17 protein-coding genes are annotated in these 22,779 nt (G+C 62.9%); 9 read left to right on the top strand and 8 right to left on the bottom strand.

The genetic code is table 11. From position 1 onward, the window contains the following. Position 1 precedes the first annotated feature (1 nt). Positions 2-2,038 carry a hypothetical protein gene (locus tag LZC95_28835; GenBank protein ID WXA90455.1) on the bottom strand — a complete coding sequence of 679 codons (2,037 nt, stop codon included), beginning with the start codon at positions 2,036-2,038 and terminating at the stop codon, positions 2-4. A gap of 215 nt (positions 2,039-2,253) precedes the next feature. On the opposite strand from LZC95_28835, the gene LZC95_28830 reads away from it, so the two are divergent. Further along, a complete protein-coding gene (locus LZC95_28830; protein WXA90454.1) occupies positions 2,254-2,985 on the top strand; it encodes a septal ring lytic transglycosylase RlpA family protein in 732 nt (243 codons plus the stop codon). A 21-nt stretch (positions 2,986-3,006) separates the two neighbouring features. On the opposite strand, the gene LZC95_28825 is transcribed toward LZC95_28830, so the two are convergent. After that, positions 3,007-4,014: a DJ-1/PfpI family protein gene (locus tag LZC95_28825; protein WXA90453.1), complete on the bottom strand. Its 1,008-nt coding sequence runs from the start codon at positions 4,012-4,014 to the stop codon at positions 3,007-3,009. Positions 4,015-4,080: 66 nt separating this feature from the next. Between LZC95_28825 and LZC95_28820 the strand changes: the two genes are divergently transcribed. Then, the gene (locus LZC95_28820) at positions 4,081-4,722 is read left to right on the top strand and encodes an HD domain-containing protein (protein WXA90452.1); all 642 of its coding nucleotides are present in this window, start codon (positions 4,081-4,083) and stop codon (positions 4,720-4,722) included. Here the strand turns inward: LZC95_28820 and LZC95_28815 are convergent, their stop codons facing one another. After that, positions 4,723-6,225, bottom strand: coding sequence for a protein kinase (locus tag LZC95_28815; GenBank protein ID WXA90451.1), 1,503 nt, complete (start codon positions 6,223-6,225; stop codon positions 4,723-4,725). Positions 6,226-6,412: 187 nt separating this feature from the next. On the opposite strand from LZC95_28815, the gene LZC95_28810 reads away from it, so the two are divergent. Continuing rightward, positions 6,413-7,516, top strand: coding sequence for a hypothetical protein (locus LZC95_28810; protein ID WXA90450.1), 1,104 nt, complete (start codon positions 6,413-6,415; stop codon positions 7,514-7,516). A gap of 3 nt (positions 7,517-7,519) precedes the next feature. Here LZC95_28810 and LZC95_28805 read toward each other — a convergent pair whose 3' ends face one another. After that, positions 7,520-8,491, bottom strand: coding sequence for a hypothetical protein (locus LZC95_28805; protein ID WXA90449.1), 972 nt, complete (start codon positions 8,489-8,491; stop codon positions 7,520-7,522). 140 nt (positions 8,492-8,631) lie between these two features. Beyond that, the gene (locus LZC95_28800; GenBank protein WXA90448.1) at positions 8,632-9,606 is read right to left on the bottom strand and encodes a hypothetical protein; all 975 of its coding nucleotides are present in this window, start codon (positions 9,604-9,606) and stop codon (positions 8,632-8,634) included. Positions 9,607-9,863: 257 nt separating this feature from the next. On the opposite strand from LZC95_28800, the gene fusA reads away from it, so the two are divergent. From fusA to LZC95_28785, 3 genes are all read left to right on the top strand, one after another. Beyond that, positions 9,864-11,993, top strand: coding sequence for an elongation factor G (fusA, locus tag LZC95_28795; GenBank protein ID WXA90447.1), 2,130 nt, complete (start codon positions 9,864-9,866; stop codon positions 11,991-11,993). Positions 11,994-12,122: 129 nt separating this feature from the next. Next, positions 12,123-13,598: a hypothetical protein gene (locus LZC95_28790; protein ID WXA90446.1), complete on the top strand. Its 1,476-nt coding sequence runs from the start codon at positions 12,123-12,125 to the stop codon at positions 13,596-13,598. A 75-nt stretch (positions 13,599-13,673) separates the two neighbouring features. Continuing rightward, positions 13,674-15,437, top strand: coding sequence for a monovalent cation:proton antiporter-2 (CPA2) family protein (locus LZC95_28785; protein ID WXA90445.1), 1,764 nt, complete (start codon positions 13,674-13,676; stop codon positions 15,435-15,437). 17 nt (positions 15,438-15,454) lie between these two features. Here LZC95_28785 and LZC95_28780 read toward each other — a convergent pair whose 3' ends face one another. The 3 genes from LZC95_28780 to LZC95_28770 all read right to left on the bottom strand — a co-directional run bounded on the left by LZC95_28780 (position 15,455) and on the right by LZC95_28770 (position 18,593). Next, positions 15,455-16,462 carry an AraC family transcriptional regulator gene (locus tag LZC95_28780; protein WXA90444.1) on the bottom strand — a complete coding sequence of 336 codons (1,008 nt, stop codon included), beginning with the start codon at positions 16,460-16,462 and terminating at the stop codon, positions 15,455-15,457. 39 nt (positions 16,463-16,501) lie between these two features. After that, positions 16,502-17,200 (bottom strand): hypothetical protein, encoded by a 699-nt coding sequence (locus LZC95_28775; protein WXA90443.1) that lies wholly within the window; start codon positions 17,198-17,200, stop codon positions 16,502-16,504. A gap of 379 nt (positions 17,201-17,579) precedes the next feature. Then, entirely contained in the window at positions 17,580-18,593 is a 1,014-nt protein-coding gene (locus LZC95_28770) for a hypothetical protein (GenBank protein ID WXA90442.1), read from the bottom strand. 427 nt (positions 18,594-19,020) lie between these two features. Here LZC95_28770 and LZC95_28765 point away from each other — a divergent pair, with 427 nt between their 5' ends. From LZC95_28765 to LZC95_28755, 3 genes are all read left to right on the top strand, one after another. Beyond that, entirely contained in the window at positions 19,021-19,527 is a 507-nt protein-coding gene (locus LZC95_28765) for a hypothetical protein (GenBank protein ID WXA90441.1), read from the top strand. Positions 19,528-19,739: 212 nt separating this feature from the next. Further along, positions 19,740-20,555, top strand: coding sequence for an ABC transporter substrate-binding protein (locus LZC95_28760; protein ID WXA90440.1), 816 nt, complete (start codon positions 19,740-19,742; stop codon positions 20,553-20,555). A 243-nt stretch (positions 20,556-20,798) separates the two neighbouring features. Further along, entirely contained in the window at positions 20,799-21,923 is a 1,125-nt protein-coding gene (locus tag LZC95_28755; GenBank protein ID WXA90439.1) for a hypothetical protein, read from the top strand. The last annotated feature ends 856 nt before the right edge of the window (positions 21,924-22,779 follow it).

Raw genomic sequence — 22,779 nt, 5'->3', positions numbered from 1 at the left:
GTCAGTAAGGCCCACCACACGGCAAGCCGCCGCCCCAGTCGCCGAAGCTGGCCCAATCGCTCCATGATCTGCCGGCGCGCACCTCGTAGCGGTGGAATACGCCGCGGCCTTGGGGGCCCAGCGCGAACACCTCGAGCCGGCCGTCGGCATTTTGCCCGATGGCGGGAACGCATCCTGCGGCGGTTGGACCGAACGCCGTGTCCCAATCGCTCCAAGTCCCGTTGGTGCGCTGGTAGCGTCGCGCGATGTTTCCGCCGCCGGCGCCCAATACGAATACTTCGAGGCTGCCGTTTGCATTTCGTCCGGCGGCGGGGAGGCTTCCCGCGACGCCGCCGAAGTCGTGCCATTCGCTCCACCCGCCATTGGGCGCGACTTGCCATCGATGCTCCAAATGGCTTCCGCCGGGGCCCAGAATGAAAAGCTCCAAGCGACCGTCTGCGTTTTGCGCGACCGTCGGCGATGCGGCGGCCGGGCCACCGAATGCAGGGTCCCAATCGCTCCATTGGCCGGATGACGGTGCGAGCTGGTAGCGTCGCGCGATGTTCGTGCCGTCGGGGCCCAAGGCGAAGACCTCGAGGCGACCGTCGGCGTTGCGGCCCACGGTGGGCGGCGCTCCGGCGGCATCGCCGAAGATCGCCCAATCGCTCCAGCCGCCGTTCGGGGCCACCTGCCATTTGTGCGCGATGGTGGAGCCGCTCGGACCCAAGGCGAAGACCTCGAGCCGTCCGTCCGCGTTCTGCGCGACCACCGGGGTTGCGCCGGCGGGGCCGCCGAACGTCTCCCAATCGCTCCACCCGCCACTCGGTTGCAGTTGCCATCGGTGTGCGATGTAGGCTCCGTTGGGCCCCAAGGCGAAGACCTCGAGCCGTCCATCGGCGCTTTGCCCCACGGTGGGAACGGCCCCCGCGGCCGAGCCAAAGTTTTGCCAATCGCTCCAACCGCCATTGGGCGAAGTTTGCCAGCGGTGGAAGATGGCATTGCCGGCGGGTTCCAGCGCAAAAATCTCCAGTCGCCCATCCGCGTTCCGCGCCATGGCGGGATTTTGCGCCGACTGCCACAAAGGCGGGGTCGCGGACCAATTCAGCGGCGCGAGGTAAACGCCCCGCTCGTACCAGCCGGCGCCGCTGACCCATGTCTGGCCGCCGTCTTGAACGATTTCTGCGGCGTGTGAAACGATGTGTCCTGCGTAATCGTCAATTTTGAAATGGAACGGATCGCGGCTTCGGTAAATGTCCGTTCCTTCGTACCCGGCGCGCGGGCCGACGAGCAGATACCACCAGTTGTCCTTTTGGAATACGAAGGGTGATTCGGTATTTTCGAAAACCGTTCCGGTCATCGGATCGCTGTACGCGATTTGCCGATCGCTCCAATGTACGAGATCCGTGCTGGTGCGGTAAGCGACCGCGTAGTTGCCAAAGCCGCCCGTCGACGTGGACGTGTAGTAAATCACCCAGCGATCGCCGATGCGTGCCACGAACGGATCGCGCGATTCGGCGCCATCGATGAAGGCGGTGCCGCGGCGCTGCCAGTTGTAAAGATCCGTCGATGTTGCGTAATTGATGGCCGCCCGATCGCCGGATCCGGCCGCGTAGAACATGTAATACGTTCCACCCGATTCGATGACGTGCGGTGCCCATACATGGGATTCGCCGTAGGCGTGCGGATTCGTCAATACGTCGGCACGCTTGGTCCAGGGGCCCGTCGGGCTCGGGGCCGTCGCATGCGCAAGCTGGTCCTCGTCGTCGGAATTCGGCCAGGGGTGCTGCTCCACCCCCGTGATGCCAAAGAGGTGCCACGTTCCGTCGGGGCCGCGCACGAAGGTGTGGTCATTGAGATAGAGAGGTCCCGTCAACGAGCCGTACGTGCCCACGCCAGGGTCGTACACCTTCTGGAGTGGTGGCGCGGTGGGCCAGAGCAGGTCGGGCTCCTCCTCCGGAAACGCCGCCACCGCAGGGTGCGCGGGAACGAGAACGGCAGCGAGGGGCGCCAGCATGCCCCCGAGAACCCAGGTCCATCGCATGGGGAGGTGTCGTTTCATGGTATCGATACCATGGCTGATGGTATCGAGACCATTTGCGGAGTCAAGTTGCTTCGGTCCGCATCGATTATTACAAAGGTGGTGCACCGAGGCACCTGGTACGTTGCAACCGTTGGTTGACAGCATCGGTGCCCGCGATGCGCGAGAACAGGCGCGTGTCGCTGCATGGCGCGTGGGTTGCTCTTCTGGCGATGAGCAAATAGGAGGCAACCATCATGATGAATTTTCGTCATCGGCTCGCATGGCTCGTCGCATCATCGATCTGCATTGCCGCTTGCTCCAGTGAGGCGCCGGATGCGGTCGACGAAGGTGACGGCAGCAACGCGACCGAGCAGGAAATCGAGTCCGCAGCGGCGTTCAGTTGCAGTGGTACCGTGGGAACCAAAGTTCCCAAAGATGGCAATTACTACATTACCGCCTTTGGCTGCTGGATCGACGCCAAGGGGCATGCGCATGGCGACTCGGGAGACAATTGCATTCCGGCGTGCCTATCGCAATTGCGGAGCAAAGGAATCTGTTCGAAAAGCTGGAGCGGAAAGACCTGCGAGCAAAAGCTCACGTGGTTCACGGCCGACGCCGCACGTTACGGGTGCGGCAGCAGGGTCAAAATCACCAACAAGAAGAACGGCAAGGCCGCCGTGGCCGTGGTCATCGATCAGGGACCCGCGTGCCGTGTCGAGCGGAGCGTCAAAAAGGCCGTTCTGGATGCCAGCGGCCGCGTGAATCGATATCTGTTCGGCGAGGACAAGGGCGCCGTGGATCGCGCTCTGGTGCACGTGGAGGTCGTGAGCAACAAGGCCAAGCTCGGGCCGGTGAAGAAGTCGGGGCTCGTCGAGATGGAAGACGGCACCGAGGACAACATGCGCGCCGACGAAGCCGAAATGGACTCCGAAGCGCAGGACGAGGCCATCGGACAGGCGGTTCCGGCCGAGGCCTCTGCGGAATAACGATTTCGAGTGTCGGGTGGGTCACCCGACACTCGACTCGCCTCGGTACCGTCTGCGGTATTCTGCGGGCGTGATTCCCGTGCATCGCATGAAGGCGCGGCGCAAGCCATTGACGTTGGTGAATCCGCAGCGATCGGCGACTTGTTTGGGCGCGTCGGTGCCTTCTTCGAGCAGGCGGCATGCGGCGTCGACCCGTACCGATTCGACGTAGTCGGCCGGGGTGACGCCAAGCTCGCCGCGGAACATGCGCGCGAAGTGGCGCGGGCTCACACCGGCGCGGCTGGCCAGTGCGGCGACGGAAAGATCCGCGCGGAGGTGGGCGGCGATCCATCGTTGTGACTCTTGCAGCGCGGAGCGGCCGGACAACTCGACCTGGCCGCGCCGGCTGAATGGCATTTGTCCACCGGGGCGTTTGAAGAACATGACCAGCTCGCGGGCGACGTTCATGGCCACCTCGCGGCCCAAGTCTTCCTCCACGAGGGCCAGCGCGAGGTCCATTCCCGCGGTGACGCCGGCCGCCGTGCACACGCGCCCGTCGCGCACGTAAATGGAATCGGCCTCCACGCGCAACTTTGGAAAGGCCGCCTGCAATGCCCCGGCGACGCTCCAATGCGTGGTGACGCGGCACCCGTCGAGCCCTCCGGTCTGCGCGAGGAGGAATGCACCGCTGCAAACCGATCCATAGCGCCGCGCCGTCCGGGCGCTCGCCGTGAGCCAGGCCATGGTGGCGGCATCGAGATGCGTCTCCCCGGCGTGCGGACTGCCTGCCACGAGAAGCGTATCCACCTTTTCGCGGCGATCCTCGATGGTTGCGTCGGGCAGCAAGCGGGCACCCGACGAGCACGTCAGCGGCCCCGCCGAGCGGGATACGAGGCGAAATCGATAGATGGGTTTGCGCCCAGTGCATTGGCGATTGGCCTCGGCGAACACGTCGAGCGGTCCCGCCACGTCGAGCAATTGCACGCCGGGCACGGCAAAGATCGACACCAACCGTGGCTGCTTCTGGATCGGTGTGTCCGTTTTTGACATAAAATATCAATAGCGGACATTTCCATCGAGGGCTAGCTTCCCCTTCGAAAGAAAGGAAGCGACTCCATGAGCTCCTCCATAGCCGGTATTTCCATTCCCGATAGCAAACTTGCGCGCGCAGCAACCGAGCTGGTTCGCGATTGTGCGACGCCGTTGCTATTTCATCATTCGTCGCGCGTGTATTACTTCGGTGCGCTGACCGGGGTGGGCCAGCGGCGGGCGTTCGATCCGGAGTTGCTCTACGTCGGGGCGATGTTTCACGACCTGGGGCTCACCAAGAAATACGCCAGCGCGAACGATCGCTTCGAGGTCGATGGTGCCAATGCAGCGGCGAGTTTTCTGCGCTCCCATGGCATCGGGCAAGAGGCCATCGACGTCGTTTGGGATGCGATCGCACTGCACACGACGCCTGGGATCCCTGAGCACAAGAAGTCCGAGGTGGCCCTGGTCCTGGCGGGCGTCGAAATGGACGTGGTGGGCTTGGGCTTTTCCAACGTGCCCGAGGATGCGCGCGCACAGGTCGTCCAGGCGCATCCCCGGGGTGCATCCTTCAAACAGGACATCATCGGCGCATTCTACGAGGGCATTCGGCACAAGCCGGATACGACGTTTGGCAACATCAAGGCCGATGTTCTGGCGCGCATGGATCCGCAGTTCGTACGCCGCGACTTCTGCGATATCATTCTAAACTCGGCCTGGCCGTCGTAGTCAGTAACGAGAATCCTTCATCGGGTTGAACCCCGGTTCCCGTTTCGGATTGCGCGGCGTTCCGCTGCGGGGGGGACGCTCGATCGGCGCAGGACTCGATGCCGATGCCGATGGCGTCGTCGAGACGGCGGCACCTGCGTCCACCGATTCGGCGCGAGGGGGTTCCGCACTCGACGCGGGCGGACTACGAAATGGCGACGCGGCCGGTTCGGGCGGAGGTGACGTTGCCGTTAGCACCGACGTGGCCGCGTCCGTTTTCGTCTGCACGACACGTGCGGCCACGATGATGGCGCCCGCGGCGAGAATGCCAATTACGGGGACGGCAATCGCATAAGGCAACAAGGACCGACTCGGCATGCGAGGGCGCGTGGCCGCGGCGGCATACTGCCCGGCCCAGGGAGAATCCATTTGGACGGGCGAGGGCGTAATGTTCGCTTGATTGGTATGCGCCCACTGTGGCTCGGGCTGCTGTTGCACCGGCGTCGAAACGACCTGCGCGTAGGGGTTCGTCTTCGTGATCGTCGCCATGACGGGAGGATCCGGAACGAGCTGCGGCGCCGACGACATCGCCGGTGGGGGCGCCACCACCGTCGATTCCCCGACGGTGGGCGGTCGCCCGAACGCCATGCGCGCAGACGAGCCAAATGGCGCGAGCAAGTGCGCCAGCTCGAGAGCGTCGCCCATGCGCCGCTGCGGATCGCGCGCCAGGCAAAGGTCGATGGCCATTTGCAGCTCCGGCCGCACGTCGGACCGCAGGTGGGGGAGGGGGGTCGTCGGCTGGTGCAGAATCGCGGTGAAGAGCTCGCGCAACGTCGGCCCGCCGAACGGCACGGTGCCCGCCAGCATTTCGTACAGAATGACGCCGAGCGACCAGATGTCCGTGCGATGGTCCACGGACTTCGAATCCAGCAATTGCTCTGGCGACATGTAATTCGGTGTGCCGAGCAGCGCTTGCGTCACCGTCAGCCCCTGATCGCCACCCGTGGTCGACATGGGCTGGGTCAATTTCGAAATGCCGAAATCGAGAACTTTGACGACCTGCGATCCATTGCCCCTGCGATGGAGAAACAGGTTCGACGGTTTGAGATCGCGGTGCACGATGCCGAGCCGGTGCGCCTCGGCCACGGCCTGCAACGCGTCGATCATGATGTCGACGGCTTCTTCGACCCCGAGCCGCTTGCGTTTCTCGAGCAGATCCGCGACGTCCGTCCCGTCGAGCAGCTCGAGAATCATGAAGGGGAGGCCTTGTTGGGTACGCCCGGCCGAATACACGCGCGCGACGTGTTCGCTCTCGATGCGCGCGGCCGCACGACCCTCGTTGACGAACCGAGTGGCCGCCGTGCGCGAGCTCGCAATATGAGGAAGGAGAATCTTGATGGCGACCTTGCGCGCAAGATCGCTGTCCACGGCCGCATAAACGGCGCCCATTCCTCCCTTACCGACCAGCCTTTCGATTCGGTACTTACCGAGGAAAAGCTGTCCGACCTTCAGAATTTCCTCCACGGTGTTCAACCTACGTCCAATGGTCTTCGACTCAAGGGCTAGAGGGTTCAAGAGGTGTCCGATTTCGAAAGGCCGGATTTGGCTCCCTCACGAAAAGCGATGAGGTGTGAAGCCTACATCCATCTGAAGAACGAGTGACCTTGCACATTGGAGGCCGCCGCTCCACGAACGCGCGGGACACGCTATCGTGGCTTGGCTCGCTGTTTGCGACGCGGGCCGGCGCGAAATGAACGAAGGCATGGGCGGCGTGGGGATGAGGGCTCGAAAGCATTTCTGGATCGCGGTGATGTCGTTGGGGGGCGTGCTCGCGGCGGGCCCGGCGGCGGCGCAGGAGACGGCATCGCCGGCTGAGACCCTTTATCGGGAAGGGCAGCGGCTCTTGGAGGCCGGATCGGTCCGGGAGGCGTGCATCAAATTGGCCGAAAGTCAGCGCATCGAGCCTGCGACCGGCACGCTGATCAACCTGGCGACGTGCCACGAAAAAGAAGGCAAAACGGCGACCGCATGGATGGAGTTCAACCGCGTTATCCAGGAGGCCGAGCGCACCAATCGAAAGGACCGCGTGAAGTTCGCGCGCGAGCACGCCGTCGTACTGGAACAGAAGCTCCGCAAAGCGGTCATCACGCTCCGCGGGACGCAGCCTGGTCGGGTCATCCGATTTGCGGGGCAGGAATTTCAGGGCAGCATCTCGGGCACGCCGGTGCCGGTCGATCCGGGCGAGCAAGAAATCGTGGTTTCCGCGCCAGGAAAGAAGACATGGACCCAAAGCGTGACCTTGGCCGAGGGACCTGGCACGTCGACCTTCGAGGTGCCTCCGCTCGAGGACGCACAGGAGGCGCCAGCCGCGCCGGTCGTGCTGAAGGCGGAGAATACGGCGGATACGCGCCAACGGGAGACGGATCGCGCCACGGTTTCGTCGAGCGGAAACGCGAAGCGAACGGTGGGGTTCGTGGTGGCCGGTGCGGGGGTTCTCGCGCTTGGCGCGGGCGGCTTTTTTGGACTGCGGGCACTGAGCCAAAACGATGATTCGAATAAGAATGCCGACGCCGCGCGTGCGGCATTCGCCGGTGGAAATCGATCCGAGGCCCTGCGTCTGGCCGACAAGAGCCTGAGCGATCACGATAGTGCCATCTCGAGCCAGACCGTGGGCATCATCGCCGGTGCCACGGGCGCGGTCGCGCTCGGTGTTGGCATTTATCTGATTGTCACGGCGAAGAAGACGCCGACGACCGCCATCGTGCCGATGCTTGGGCCGAACGTGGCGGGGGCGAGTGCTTCGTTGGCGTTCTAGCGGCTAATTCTTGGGGCGCTCGGCCAGGTACAAGTCGTAGTTGCCGTTTCGATTGGAATAGAAGTAGAGACGACAGCCATCGGGTGACATCCAATCAGGGCCCTCGTCGGTGCTCGTGCTGAGTTGGGCCATGTGCTGGTGCATCGTGAAGGTGCCGTTCGGATCCTCACGGCTGGCCCAGAAGAGGTCACCTACCTCAGTATTGCGGTTCGAGCCAAAGATGGCGCGGCGCCCCGTCCCATCGAGCACGAGCATTCCGTCCGCCTTATCCGAATCGTTCAATTCCGGATGCTCGTGGACCGCGAATGGGCCGTCTCCGTTCGCGATGACGCTGTAGAGGTCATCTCCGTCATAGCTCGTTTCGTCATTGGTGGCGGAGAACCATAACTCCAGACGTCCTTGCCCCTCGTACACACGGGGGTCGGCCTGCGAGCTGCGCGGCAGGCCAGTGACGACTCTCGGGGCGCGAAAGTCGGTCTCCCCTTGATCCAGGCCGACCGTGCAGATGTGGGAACGGTGCGGCAAGCCGCACTCGAAAAAGAGCCGCTTCTGATCGGCGGTCACGCTGGGCTGTGCGTACCGTGGAAAGCCGCCGTCGTCGATGACGAGAGCTTCGGGCTTACCGAAAGGCTCCGAGGTGTTCGTCCGATGGGCGATGTAAAAATGCCCGTTGATATCGACATAGAGCGTGAGCTCGTCGGGTGAAAGGCTGGCGCCAGCTTGGTCGCGCTCGTCATTGACGTTGGCGAACACGTTGGTCGTCGTGTTCAACTGAAACGCCCCATCGAGGTCGCAAGGTCCTGCGTCGACGCTGCCGTTCCCAGCATCGCCAAAATTGCCACCGTTGCCTGAACCAGCGCTGCCGTCCCCCCAGAGGATCTGGCCCCCGCCCCCATCGTAGATGTCACCCAAATCGGGTGCGCTCGACACGCACGCCACGGCGGTCGCCAACACGATGAATACGAACCACTTCATTGCGGTGCCGACCCCATGCTCTCGTACCTCACGTTTCTTTCCTGAAGTGGCCCAAGGGCGCCAAAACTGTATCAACGACGCCGGTACATGTACCGGCGCGCCTCACGCGATTGGTACAGCGGCTGGTACGGTTGACGGCTCTATTTCGGGCGCTCCGCCAAGTAAAGGTCGTAGCCGCCAGCTCCTCCCGCCCGGCTCGAAAAGTAATACAAGCGACATCCATCTGGCGAAATCCAATTGGGCGCGTCGTCGCCGTTGATGTCACTGAGTGCGTCGACGTGGGTGATATCTTGAAAACGCGCGTTCGTGTTCGGGCGCGTGGCCACGTAGATATCGGCATTCATTATGTCAGCGCGCCCGGATGCAAAATAGACCTGCAGGCCGTCGGGCGTCAGCACCGCGAAGCTATCACCCGTATTCTCGTCATTGAGATCATCCCTCGGGGTGGCGGCGCCGAAGCCTGCACCACCGTCCGTGGAGACGAGCTGATAGATCTGGTCACCGTTCCGCGATCCGGTGTCGGCGTCGGTGACGGAGCTCCAGAGTTCGACCCGGCCCTGGCTCTCGTAGAGGCGGGGAAACGACTTGAACAGCGTCGGAAGATCGAAGCGGACATCCTGCAGGTTGCCGAAGGTTTGGCCCCTCTCTCCGCGCGTCATCGTGCGAATCGACGTCGTTTGGTCGTCGTCGTTGCTGCACTGGAAGAAGAGCCGCTTCTCGTCGTTGGTGACGGCCGGCAGTCCATAATTCTTGCAGCCTCCGTCCTCCATGGGCAGCGGGTGGGCGTTCTCGAATGGCTTGCCGATGTCCGTTCGCGTTGCCGTGAAGAGCTTTCGGCCATCGTCGTAATAGACCGTGAGTTCGTCGGGCGAGAGACTCGCCCCGACCTGGCTCGTCGACGTGTTCAGGTTCCGAAAGGGCTGGTTCGGGCTTCGCTTGAACGGCTCGTTCACATTGCAAGGCCCCGCGTCCGAGATGCGAGCATCCGCAGGCCCCGTCTCGCTCGTGGGCGGGGTTGGCCCTCCGTCATGAAAGTTGAAGTCCGGCGCGCTCGACACGCATGCCGCCGTCACGCCCAGCAAGAGGAAGAAGAAGAGCGACCGTTTCGTGCGCACGGTCCGGGACGCTAACAAGTCCCGTGCCGACGGTACCGTCCGCCTTGCGTGAAAAATCAGATGGCGAGCCGAAGTATATGGTTCGGCTGCCACCCGCCCGCGACGAACTCGTGACGTTCCGCTCACACGGGACGGCTACAGGTTGGCCTCGCCTGGCTTTTTCCGAAGAATCCGGTTTGCAGTGCTCGCCAGGACACGGCTGACGTGATAACAGCGCGTACCCGTTGGCGTTCCCCTAGCGAAGAGAGAGAGATTCCGTGGCTGCTCGCATCCCCCTCAACCGTATCCGTAACATTGGTATTTCGGCGCACATCGACTCCGGCAAGACGACGCTAACCGAGCGCGTCCTCTTCTACACGGGTCGGATCCACAAGATCCACGAGGTGCGTGGAAAAGACGGCGTCGGCGCCAAGATGGACTCGATGGATCTCGAGCGCGAGAAGGGCATCACCATCCAGTCCGCCGCCACGTACTGTGTGTGGCCTGGGTCGCAGCAGCAGCTGCAGCCGCACAACATCAACATCATCGACACGCCAGGCCACGTCGACTTCACCATCGAAGTGGAGCGCGCGCTGCGCGTTCTCGACGGTGCGATCCTGGTGCTCGACTCGGGCAAGGGCGTGCAGAGCCAGTCGATCACCGTCGACAAGCAGATGAAGCGCTACCGCGTTCCGCGCATCGCCTTCGTCAACAAGATGGACAACCCGGGCGCCAACTACGAGCGCGTGGCCGAGATGCTCAAGGAGAAGCTCGGACACCACCCGGTGAAGCTCCAGGTGCCGATCGGCGCCGAGTCGGACTTCCGCGGCATCATCGACCCGATCATCGGGAAGGCCGTTTACTTCGACGGCAACGACGGCGAGATCATTCGCGAGGAAGAGATCCCCGCGGAGTTCGCCGACAAGGCGAAGGCGGCCCGCGAGAAGATCATCCACGACGTCGCCGACGTCGACGACGAGTTGGCCGAGAAGTTCCTCGCCGAGGAGCCCATCTCGGTGGACGAGCTGCGTGCGGCCATCCGCCGCGCCACCTTGGCCCTCAAGATGACCCCGGTCATGTGCGGCTCGGCGATCAAGAACAAGGGCGTTCAGCTCCTGCTCGACGCCGTCGTGCACTACCTCCCCAATCCGACCGAAGTCCTCAACGAGGCGCACGATCAGGCCAACAACGAAGAAAAGGTCGTCGTGGAGTCCGACTCCACGAAGCCGTTCGTCGGCCTGGCGTTCAAACTGCAGCAGGACAAGTACGGCCAGCTGACCTACTTCCGCGTCTACCAAGGCTCGGTCACGTCCGGCGACACCATCTTCAACGTCAGCAACGAGATGCGGAAGGTGCGCGTGCCGCGTATGTTCCGTATGCACTCCGACGACCGCGAGGAGATTCAGACGGCCGAGGCGGGCGACATCGTGGCCTTCTACGGCGTCGAGGCCAGCTCGGGCGAGACGTTCACCGACGGCAAGGTCAATTGGACCCTGACCTCGATGCACGTGCCCGCGGCGGTCATCTCGCTGGCGGTTGCCCCCAAGGACCGCTCGGCGGAGGCGAATTTCTCCAAGGCGCTCAACCGCTTCACGAAGGAAGACCCGACGTTCCGCGTGCACCAGGACGAAGAGTCGCAGCAGACCATCATCAGCGGCATGGGCGAGCTGCACCTCGACATCTACATGGAGCGCATGAAGCGCGAGTACAACTGCGAGGTCGTCGCCGGCAAGCCGCAGGTTGCGTACCGCGAGGCGATCACCAAGCGCGCCGAGATCAACTACACGCACAAGAAGCAGACCGGTGGCTCCGGTCAGTACGCCAAGGTCATGGGCTACATCGAGCCGCTCCCGGCCGATGCCATCGAGACCTACGAGTTCGTCGACGACATCACCGGCGGTGCGATTCCGCGTGAGTTCATCGGCTCGTGCGACAAGGGCTTCCGTGAGGGCGTGAAGAAGGGCACCCTCATCGGCTTCCCCGTCGTGGGCGTGCGTGCGGTCATCAACGACGGTGCATCCCACGCGGTCGATTCGTCCGAAATGGCGTTCAAGACGGCCGCGCTCATGGGCTTCCGCGAGGCCTATGCGAAGTCGGGCCCGACCATCCTCGAGCCGATCATGAAGGTCGAAATCGACGCGCCCACGGAGTTCCAGGGCTCGGTCGTCGGCCAGGTCAACCAGCGCCGCGGCGTCATCCTGGAGACCGTCTCCGGCGACAGCGTCAGCGTCACCGCCGAGGTCCCGCTGAATGCGATGTTCGGTTACTCGACCGACCTTCGCTCCGCCACGCAGGGCAAGGGCACCTTCACCATGGAGTTCTCCAAGTACGCAGTCGTGCCGCGTCAGGAGCAGGACGAAATGGTCAAGAAGTACAAGGAGAAGCTCGCCGCCGAAGCGAAGAAGTAGTCATCGCTTTTCAGTAGGCGAAGCACGCAAAACCTCGGAAGGGTCACGGCCCTTCCGGGGTTTTTGCATTTGGCTCTCGTGTGGAAAAATCCCATTACAGAAGACACGAGCACGGGCCATAGGGCGGACATGATGCGCGACGGAAACAATGCGGCGCCGTGGACGATTCTCGAGGAATTCACCGAAGAGCGCGTCTCGTTATCCGTCCACGATGCATCGCGGCTCGCGTGGAATGTCACGGTTCCCGTTGCGAAGAGCGGGCGGCTTACGTACGAGCTCACTGTCGAGCTCGAGGTGCCCACGAACCTGGTGGGCTCGTTCGAGCCGTGGGGCGCGCTGCAATCGTATGCTCGGTTGGATGGCGCAGACGAGCGCGGCACGCAGCCGCACGGCTCGCCGGCGGTCTTTCGCCGCGAAATCATGGGCGTCTCGTTCAAGCTCGCCCGGTCGCGAAACGGCTTCGTTCGTCACTGCACCTTGGTCCGTTCCAGCGCGCGCGCCCGCAGCGTCGAGGAGGCCGACCACGTGCAGTCGCTCATTCTCTGGATATCGGCCGCACGGGGCGCCCTCGCGCAGGCGCGGGCGGGCATGCTCGCCTGCGGGTGCAAACGCGAAGAGCGCGACAACGAGCACACCCTCGCGGACGAGTTCCTCAGCGTCCAACTCTGGAGCGTGCTCACGGATTGCGCGCGTGCGCTCTTCGAGACGCAACGCTGGCTCGCCATTCGATCGGAGGATGCCGCCGCCGAGCTCGACGCCGTCGAAGAGCGGCTCTCCGAGGCCCTGCGCGAGGAAATCGCCTACCGCAAGGAGGCGAAGTTCCCGCACGCGGAGCCGGCCGATGCCCTAGAACTCGAGCGCCTCGTCTCCCGATTGCGATGGTTGAAAAAGCACTTCGAGCGCGTGCTGTTTCTCGAGGGGGAGAGCTACCGCGTGGCCAGTCGCCTGGGCAGCTGGTTCTCGGCTGCCGCGGCGATGCTCGCGTATCTATGGTTCTTCTTTTGGCAGCTCGCGCTGGAGAAGCACCCGTTTCCCGGGGCCATCGGCTCGGGCGTGCTCGTGTTCGCGCTGCTCACGGCCATCGTGTATGCCTCGCGCGAACGGCTCAAAGAGGCCGGCCGCAATTGGCTCGAAGGCCGCGCGCAGAGCATGTTCGCCCAGCGGGTCACCCGCTACCGCCTTCCGTCGCCTACGCCCCGCGCACGCGGCCCCATCGTGGGCACGGCGCGCGAATCGTTTTCCCAGAGTGCCGCGCGGCGCCCCGATCCTGTGAGCCCCGAGTCGCAGGCCACGCTCGACGTCACCGTTCTTCGATTCTCCCACCGCGGCTTCGTCACCCGCCCCGAGGCGGCCGAGGGATCCGCCCAGGTGCGCCTCGTCTTTCGATTGGATCTCTCGCCGCTTTTGCCGCGCTTGCACGACGCCGTGCGCGGCTTTGCGTCCCCGAACGTCGAAACGGGGCACATCGTCATTCTGGACGTGCCGCGCAATTACGAGCTTCCCGTGCGCGCGGACCTGCGCTTCGAGGAAACCCACGAAGAGATCGAGCGCACCTTGGTGCTCAACAAGAATGGACTCTGTCGAATCGACGAAGCCGCTCCGTAAGGCAGCGTACTGATCGGTTCGTAAGGTCGAATTTGGCCCGCGAGGCCGCTCAGCTGAGGCATTCTCGCGGGACCGATGCTGGTCGACGTTGCCATTTTTCTCGCGGCCGCCGTGTTCGTGGTCCCCATCTCCAAGCGGCTCGGCCTGGGTACCGTGATCGGGTACCTGGTGGCGGGCGTTCTGATTGGGCCATGCGGTCTTCGGCTGATCTCGCGGGTCGAGGAGACGCTGCATTTCGCGGAGTTCGGGGTCGTGCTTCTGCTCTTCCTTATCGGGTTGGAGCTGCAGCCAGCCCGCCTTTGGAAGATGCGCGGCACGGTGTTCGGCATCGGCGGCGCACAAGTGTTCGCGACGGCGGCTGCCCTCGGCGGAGCAGGGCTGCTCTTCGGGGTGGGCTGGCGCACGGCCCTCGTGGCCGGGCTGGCCTTGGCCATGTCGTCGACGGCGTTCGCGCTGCAGGTTCTCGGAGAGAAAAACGAGCTCGCGCGGCCTCACGGCAAGGTGGCATTCGGCATTTTGCTCTTTCAAGACGTCGCGGCCATTCCCACATTGGCGCTCGTTCCGATGCTCGCGGGCGGGGCGAGCGAACACGGCCCGAGCCCGGGCCTGCGCGCGCTCATCGTGCTGGGGGTGATGGTGGGGCTCGGCCTGGCCGGGCGCTACCTGCTTCGGCCCATGCTGCGCTTCATCGCGGGGGCGAAGAACCACGATCTCTCGGCGGCGGCCACGTTGCTGGTGGTCGTCGGCACCGCGCTGCTGATGCACGCCATCGACCTTTCGGAGGCGCTGGGGGCTTTCGTGGCCGGTGTGCTGTTGGCCGATTCCGAATACCGGCACGAGCTGGAAGCGAACATCGAGCCGTACAAGGGCCTCCTGTTGGGACTGTTCTTCATGGCCGTGGGGATGTCGGCCGATATGAAGATCCTGCTCGGCCGTCCCCTCACGGTGGCGGGGCTCGTCGTGGGCCTCACGGCGATCAAGTTTGCGGTTCTCTGGGGCGTGGGGCGTCTGGCGAAGCTGCCCGCGCGCGGGTCGACCAGCCTCGCCGTGGCCATTTCGCAGGGCGGTGAGTTCGCATTCGTCATCTTCGGCGTGGCCCAGGAGGGGGCGGTGCTGGACAAGGCCATTGCCGATTTGCTCGTGGTGGTCGTCACGTTGTCGATGGCGGTGACGCCGCTCCTGTTCATCGTGCGCGATCGGGTTCTCGCGCGAAAAGATGCGGGCGCCGCACGCGAGTTCGACGAACCGTCGAACGAGGGCAACCCCGTGATCATCGCCGGGTTCGGGCGGGTAGGGCAGATTGTCGGCCGCGTCCTACGCGCCAAAGGAATTGCGTACACCGCACTCGACGCCAGTGCGCAGCATACGGACTTCGTGAAGCGATTCGGTAACAAGATTTATTATGGCGATGCTTCCCGGCCCGACTTGCTCCGTGCGGCCGGCGCCGAACAAGCGACGCTGTTCGTGCTCGCGGTGGACGACATGGAGACGTCTCTGACCGTGGCCAAGTCGGTGCTGCACCATTTTCCGCATTTGAAGATCATCGCGCGCGCTCGCAATCGCCAACATGCGTATGCGCTGCTCGGCCTGGGCATCGATGTCCTTTCCCGCGAGACGTTCGCGGCCAGCCTCGAGATGTCCGCATGGGCGCTCGAGGCGGTGGGCCTCACCACGAGCGAGGCACGCAGCGCGGTGAAGCGATTTGCCGAATACGACGATACGCGGATGCGTGCGCTCTATCACCTGCGCGACGATGAGAAAGCGCTCATCGCTTCGTCGAAGGAGTACGCGGCCGAGCTACAGCGCATTCTCGACGAAGATGCGAATGCGGTGAATTGAGGTCCATTTCGCGCGGCTCAATGCGATTGCGGCGCAAGACGAGCCCTCTCTTGCAGCCACGCCGACGGAGACAGCCCCGTCCAGCGGCGAAATGCCTTGGTGAACGACGCGTGTTCGCGAAATCCGAGAGCGTGTGCGATCTCGGCCAGGGAATACTCGGTCGACGAAAGCATGCGAATCGCTTCTTCATGCCGCGCGTCCTCGACGAGGGTTCGGTAGCTGGATCCGCTTTCCTGCAAGCGGCGCTGAAGAGAACGCACGGAGAGTGACAGCTCTCGCGCGAGATTGGCCTCGCTCAGCTGCGCCTTTCGCAGCAGATTCCGCACGGCGGCCCGGACGACGAGCAGTTGCGACGGCGTACTTCCGCTGAATTCGGGAAGCACGCCACGCAGGATGAGCTGCAAACGAGGGTCCGCCGTTTTCAGCGGAATGTCGGCGGCATCGGCGGTGAAGCAAATGCCCGAAACGAGGCTTCCAAAGCGGATCTTCGTTCCCAGGAGGCGCTCCCAGTTCGCCACGTCGGTCACGGACTTGCGTGTGAGGCTCATTTCGATGAGCTTCGGGGGGACAACGGCGAATTCGTGCAGGCGGCGGAGCGTCCAACTCAGCGCGAGCTCGTCACTCACTTCGTACGCGTCGAGCTTTGCGTCGTTGCGAACGCGGATCCAAAGACGTCCCAGGGTGCGCTCGATTTCGAGAGAGATTTGCTCGGTCACGAGTCCGAAATACTGACTCACGACGTCCAGCGCAGCGCCAACCGAATTGGCCGACGCGAACAAGTAATCGAGAATGCCAACCGAGCCGAGAGGCAGGTTTTGTGCAACCTCCACGGCCAGCGAATCGCGTCCCACGACCTCGAACGCGCACGCCCACATCTGCCCGAAGCTCGTCCCAGGAAGATGGCCCGTGACATCGGCCAGGGCCTTCGCGTCGATCCCAGCGCTTTCGCGGATCAATTCGGTGTCGAGGCCGAGTGCATGAAAGCCTTCGAGCATCACCTTGGCGGCGATGACAGGAAACTTCATGACACCCCTCGAAATCGAGGAATTGGTAGCATCACAGGTTCAATGAAGCCGAAGGATCGTGCCGTTCTTCGACCGAACCTCGAGCGCCATGGCAATCAGCGTTGCCACGATCCGGTGCACGGGCATGGGGAGCGGTCCGCCGAGCATCGCGCCATGGATCGCGCATTCGTCCAGCATGCCGAGCGCCTCCGCGACACTTGGCTTGAGGGAGCCTGACAAGGAAGTAAGGACGCGCCCCGACTCGTCCCGCACGGGGTCCTCGAGCCGCTCGTTCTTCATGAGCGCTGCCACGGCTCGGGCCAACTCTTTGCGGATGAGCGCAATCATATCGAGCGCATCCGGAATGCCGAGCTTCCGCAGTCGAACGATCCGCGCATTGTAACGAAGGACTTCGAGATAAAGCCGGTTGAGATCTCCAAGGACGAGCTGCCCTCGTTGAAGGGCGACCCGCCGCAGATCCGCAGGCAGAACCGGCACGGTGAGAAGCAAGACACCGTGCACGAGTGGATGAGGCACGGGTTCGGCGAGGGTGATCCGACCGAAGCGGGTCGTCCGCGGACCGCAAACGAGCACGTCGTCATTCGATTCACCATCGGAGCCGTTCGGCTGACCGAAGATGCCTTCGTCGAACAGTCCGCCCGCCGCCGGACGAAGGTCCGCCGTCGTATATGTCGCCATGTTGCTCACGACACCGGGCGCGTAGCTCGGAAGTGCATCCTGGTCGATGGGGGAAAGCACGACGTGTTTCAAGGTCGTGCTGGGGTATTCGGAAAAACTCTGTATTGGAAATGACATACGGATCCTGCGCTCAACCAAAGTTGCGAAGAGCGAGAGCTCGCGCACGAAATTCGTGCGCGTCAATCGGCCATCTTCGCAACGGTATGATGCGCGCTTGAAGTAACACATCGTGAGTCCGGTGCACTTGTTCGCCCGCGCCGAACGCTTGTCCCACGGCGCCAAACCGCAACCGTGTTCATCGTGGCGGGATGCGCCGAATATCACCGATGTGCACGGCAGAACGCGATTGTGCAGCTTCGGCTGAATGGTATTTGGCTCTCGTCGAGCCATAGGGAACTGGGAGTTCTCTCTTCGTGGGACGCCATTCGGCGACGAATCTTCATTCGGCGGATAGCGCCACCTTTTCCTGGCAGCCCGCACCCTGGATGGTGGCGGTGTTTCCCGCGATGGTGACTTGCGGTGAGCCGGCCCAGATGGTCACCTCGATACGGCCTTTGCCGGCCTTGTCGTAATAGCGCTGTACGGAGGGTACGAAGGCGACCGCGGTGGGTTCACCGGCTTCGCCGCAGACCGGAGCGGAAGGCTCGCCCGGTTCGACTTCGGGCTTTGCATCGTCGGGAGGGCATTCCGCGTGTTCCGTTTCGTCGCGTGGCCATTCGCTGTGCGGGCTGAACTCCGCGCCACCTCCGTCGGATACGGATTTCCAACCGGCGGACGTGGGCGTGAGCGATGGCTCGCCTTCGTCGAGCACGGTGAAATGGTTTCCGCCCAGGGGCTGTATCGACAAGGAAAAGACGTGGCAATTCATATAGCCATTGGAAATGCGCCAAGGCCCTTTGCCTTCGCAATTGTCGCTTTCCTCGAGAGAGGCCCCCGCTCCCGAGCCGCAGTCGCGGCAGGCTTCCTTACGCGCCTCTTTTTCGGTGGTCTTGGGCTCGCGTTTCCCAGCGCACATCGTTTCGGGCATGGCTTGAAGTACTTGGACCCAGCCTTTTTGCACCTTGAGTGAGGGGACGTTGGTATCCCATGTAGCGGTGCATCGCGATTGGGCGCCGAGTTTGGCGGCGGCCGCCTGGTTCCCATGGCTCGCGGCCACGGCATAGTGGATGCGCGCCCATTCGCCATTGCCTTCACGCGCGTAAGCCTCCGCATCGTTGAACCAAATGGCCGATAGGAGCGCCGCTTTCTTGGTCCGCGTTTTGGCGAAGGCCAGCGTCGCATGGGCATCGTACCCACCGAGCAACTCGGCATACCCCTGCTCCGCCCAGGCCGCGGCGTCAAAAGGACGCCGCCGCACCGCCGACCGAAAAGCGCGAATCGCATCGTCGTACCGCTTTTCCCGAGTCGCTGCGCGCCCTTGCGCCATCGCCGCCGCGTAATCGATGCAGGGCACCGGACCCGATGGAGCTCTCCTGGGTTGATGCGCGAGGGGCTGTGCGGCCGCATCGGCAACTGCGAGTGGCGCTGTTGCGTCGGGGGTGGCGACGGGTGCGGAAGATGCATGAGATGTATCGGGTGCATCGGAGGCAGTTGTACCCGTCGACTTGGGAGAGCGGCATCCGACCAACGACGCCAATGCGACGGCCGTCAGTGGGAGAATGCTTTTTGTTCGCAACCAATGGGGGCGTGCGGTCGATGGGAACAGTGAGGGCGTCATTGCGGATATCGTAATAGCGAAAAGATTGGGTAATCGCAATTGTCAGACCGTCGCATTATCCATTGCGTTCTCGGGGGCGATGAGAAGGTTGGTGTCGTTGTCACGAGTGTCGTGAGACCGAAAGACGATTGTCTTTCGAATTCAAGAAAAAGGATGACGGACCATGATTGGTTTGGGGAAGGTTTCGCTCATTGGATTGGGCGTCATTGCCGGTGTCGCATCCGTTGTTTCGTTTGGCAGCGGCCACCCTGCTGCGGGTTCACGCGAACAGGGACGTCCCACCCAGGTGGAGAACCATGTTGCTCCGGTCTTGGGTGTGCACGTCGCGTCGGCCGCCTCACCGTCCGTTGCTGCAGAACCCACCGCCGTCGCCACGGCGGATACGGATATGCGTCAACTCCGCGCTGGTTTCATGTTCACGGACCAAGGGGCAAAGTTCGCCGTCAATGGCCCCTTCGTGCTGACGGATCTCTCCATGGGATCATCACCGCCCTTCGTTTCCGTGTACGTCGTCCCGGCGGGTACGGATTGCTCGGGGCCGATTTTCGATTACCGCATCCTCGAGGCACAAGGTGAGGTCCATGGCGCGAGAATCCCGATTCCGAGCGGTTCCTCGGCTTGCATCCAGGGAAACTTCGCCGTGAGCTGGTCCGGATTCGTTCCCTACTGAGCACTGCGGCTTCTCACACCCCCGCGTGGCGCGAAATGGCGTTACGTGGGGGTGTATTTTGCAACGAACATTGGAAAACCCTTACGATTCCCGTGCCCTATCGCGCCGATCTGCGCACACTGTGTTGACGTGTTTGATCCATGCGCTATGGCTTGGGGGCCTGCGCGGGATGACGCGCTGGGTAATTTTTCGACTCGGGAGGAGGGACCCTTTTGTTCGTTCGTAGCAAGTGCCTCGTCTTTGGCGCGGCCGTGGTGGTGTCTGCGTTGATTGCCGGTTGCAGCAAAGACAGATCGGCCGGCGTGCCCCTGGTTAAGTCGGGCAAGCTCGTGACCTGTACGCACGTCCCGTTTGCCCCTTTCGAATTCGAGCGAGATGGCAAAATTACGGGCTTCGACGTCGATGTCGTGGAATTGGTCGCGCAGAGGCTCGGGGTGAAGGTCCAGTTCGTCGACACGTCGGTGGAGAACCTCACGACGGGCGCGATGCTCGATTCGAATCAGTGTGATCTCGTGGCGGCAGGACTGACCATGACCGATGCACGACGCAAAAGCGTCGACTTCTCGGAGCCATATTTCGACGCGTACCAGGCGCTGGTCGTCAAGCGTGGAACCGGCATGACGAGCCTCGACGCCGTCAAGAACAGTGCAAAGAGGGTAGGGGTCCAATCGCAAACCATCGGCGAGGATCTCGCCAAAACGAAAGAGCTCAACCTGCTTCCCTTCGAGAGCTCGGACGCCGTGCTGCTTGCCCTCCGCACGGGCCGTGTGGAAGCGGCCATCGTCGATCACCCCGCCGTGCAAACGTGGATGAAAGATTCGGGCAACATCGCCTTCCAAATTGCCGCCTACGTGGACACGGGCGAGCAACTCGGTATTGCCGTCAAAAAAGGCAATACCAAGCTTCTCACCATCATCAACGAAGTGATGGCGCAAGCCCGCACCGACGGCACGCAAAAGCGCCTCCGCGATCAATGGTTCGGGGAATCCTTGGGCGCCGTACCCGTGACGACGCTGGCGAAGCCTTAGCCGCCCAGCAAGGGTACTTGCCTGTCGCAACGGGTCGCCTGTGCGGAGTATCTCTCGCGCGAAAAGCGCACAGGGTAGAATGGCTTGCTTCACCGCGAGCTGCCATTTCAGCGGCCCGCGGGGGAGCTTCGCCGATTTTCCGCTTGGCTTACGCGGAGGCGGACGGCTGCGCCTCGGAAATAGTGTTTCATGGGGTAGTATTTCCATATGGACCCCGACTTTCGCACTCGTGTCGAACGAATCTTGGCTCGTGAATCGCTCGAACCGATTCTTCTCACGGACACGTGTGCAGCCTGGATCACCGAGGGCGGCCTCCTGAACGTATGCTGGCCTTCGCCCATCGCTCATTCGTCGGTCGCGGACCCCACGGAGCACCTGGAAACGCTGTTGGAGGCGGGGCCCCACATCGGAACGGCGAGCGCACCGGAGACGCCCGCAGGATGCACCCTCGGCACCATCATCGAGTTCAGCATGGCGACCGCACTCGCAGGAGACGCCATGCTGCGCGACTATCGGAATGGAGTCGCCGTCGTCGTCCAACACGCCTGCCCGCCGACGAGGCACGTTTGGCTCGGCCCGTGGGATGCCACGACGGCCGAGCAGCTTCTTATCGGCCTCCGTGCTCGTTTGGCCCTTCCGCGGGCGCTCGGTCCCCTGCTTACCCCGACCGAGGCAGAACTCTCGAGCAATCCGCATCGTTACCATGGCTCCTTGATCGCCGTGGAAGGGCGCTGGCAGCGCGCTCACGAAGCGCCCAGTTTCGTATCGGGCAGTATCCTGGTGTTCCCGCCCGGCCACCCGGAACCGGACCGTCCGACGCGCGTTCGTGTGCAAGGTCTCTGGATTGTCGATCAACGCGGGGGGATTGGCCCCGCCCGAAGCATCCATGCACATTCGGTCGAGGTCGTGCCTTGGGCAACGAACTTGCCCCATACTCACCCACGCATTTTGGGCCTTCCCTTGCCGGAGTGCTTCATCGCTTCAATCCGCGAGAATCGTTGGCGCCCCGGGCTCCTGAACGGAACTCGCCTCTTATGCGCCACGGGGTGGGCCCGCGAACTCGATATTTTCTTGTCGCCCTCGGAAATAGAAGCCGAAATCCTGCGGCTTCGCGCATTGGGTGCCGATGAAAAGCGCCGGTTGGGTTTCGACAAGGACGCGAGTGGCTGCCTCGACGAGGAGCGCACGCTTGTCCTGGCGAGCAATATGGACGGTCGCATGATCGCACTCGACTATCGCCTCGACCCCCCGAGCCTCATGTACTCGGAAGACGTTCGCGGGGAGCTTCGATGGCGTCGTCTCTCGGGCGATTTCGACGAGTTCGAGTCCCGTTTCATCGGCCAGTCGATTACGCCGGACTCGTGGTGATCAATTCTGGTTTGAATTCGTATTTTCGCTCCATGTTCGCGAAGTCTCGCACGAGCTGACTCGGGCCATGGGGGGCGTGCCGCCGTCGACGTCACCATCGGCGAGGTGGCCACGAGCGGGGCCGTACGTCGGCCATGCCATCGTCCACGCCGTACCGGTCTGGTGCCGGGACATCGTTGACAGGCCTGATGGCGAATGCCTTGGAAGGAGTCCCGAACGATGAGTCTGAAGATGGAGTTCGTCGAGTGGGCGGCGAACGGGGAGAAGATCGGTCTCTCGAGGAGCAGAGTCGAAGATCGAACCAGCGCAAGAATCTTGAAAAGGGCCAATAAAATTTCGTGAATGTCGTCGTCGCCGACCGATGAACATCGTGAACGTGCACCACAGGTGCGGGCGAACCATCCGAACGATATGTGGACCGTCGACTTATGATTCGAACCTTGGGCTCGAACTTGTCGATGCTCTGCACGTACGTGCGCGATTCAGGACGTCGACCTCGGTCTCGTCGAGACCCTGCCAGAGATCAACGCCTCGAGTCCCGGTTGGCCGCAAACAAGTCACGCGCGTCAGGCAAGTTGACGGCCATCGTCGAGGCGCTACAAGTCGTGATGCTTGGAAGGCGCCGCATCCGGCGAGGGCCGCCACCGCCATACTTCAACGACGTCGAGAAGCGCCTCGCCATGCTGTCGTCGCATGACCAGAATGGCGGGGTGATTAATGAATCTGTCAAGACTTCGAAGAAGAGCTCAGCGTAGCGATTGTCATACGAGAGAGAAGCGAGTTGACGTTCGTCGGCGTAGGGTGACGGGCGATCTTGAGCACGACTCGTGACTGGAAATGGAGAGCTGATTCGTAT

The sequence above is a fragment of the Sorangiineae bacterium MSr12523 genome (genome assembly GCA_037157775.1).
GTDB lineage: Bacteria > Myxococcota_A > Polyangia > Polyangiales > Polyangiaceae > Pendulispora > Pendulispora brunnea.
Note: the sequence above shows the minus strand (reverse complement) of the source record. Positions and strands in the feature narration are given on the sequence as shown.

What these genes read in the sequence shown, in the direction of transcription:
- LZC95_28835 (WXA90455.1), bottom strand. Translation starts at nt 2,038, where the DNA reads ATGAAACGACACCTCCCCATGCGATGGACCTGGGTTCTCGGGGGCATG.
- LZC95_28830 (WXA90454.1), top strand. Translation starts at nt 2,254, where the DNA reads ATGATGAATTTTCGTCATCGGCTCGCATGGCTCGTCGCATCATCGATC.
- LZC95_28825 (WXA90453.1), bottom strand. Translation starts at nt 4,014, where the DNA reads ATGTCAAAAACGGACACACCGATCCAGAAGCAGCCACGGTTGGTGTCG.
- LZC95_28820 (WXA90452.1), top strand. Translation starts at nt 4,081, where the DNA reads ATGAGCTCCTCCATAGCCGGTATTTCCATTCCCGATAGCAAACTTGCG.
- LZC95_28805 (WXA90449.1), bottom strand. Translation starts at nt 8,491, where the DNA reads ATGAAGTGGTTCGTATTCATCGTGTTGGCGACCGCCGTGGCGTGCGTG.
- LZC95_28790 (WXA90446.1), top strand. Translation starts at nt 12,123, where the DNA reads ATGATGCGCGACGGAAACAATGCGGCGCCGTGGACGATTCTCGAGGAA.
- LZC95_28785 (WXA90445.1), top strand. Translation starts at nt 13,674, where the DNA reads ATGCTGGTCGACGTTGCCATTTTTCTCGCGGCCGCCGTGTTCGTGGTC.
- LZC95_28780 (WXA90444.1), bottom strand. Translation starts at nt 16,462, where the DNA reads ATGAAGTTTCCTGTCATCGCCGCCAAGGTGATGCTCGAAGGCTTTCAT.
- LZC95_28765 (WXA90441.1), top strand. Translation starts at nt 19,021, where the DNA reads ATGATTGGTTTGGGGAAGGTTTCGCTCATTGGATTGGGCGTCATTGCC.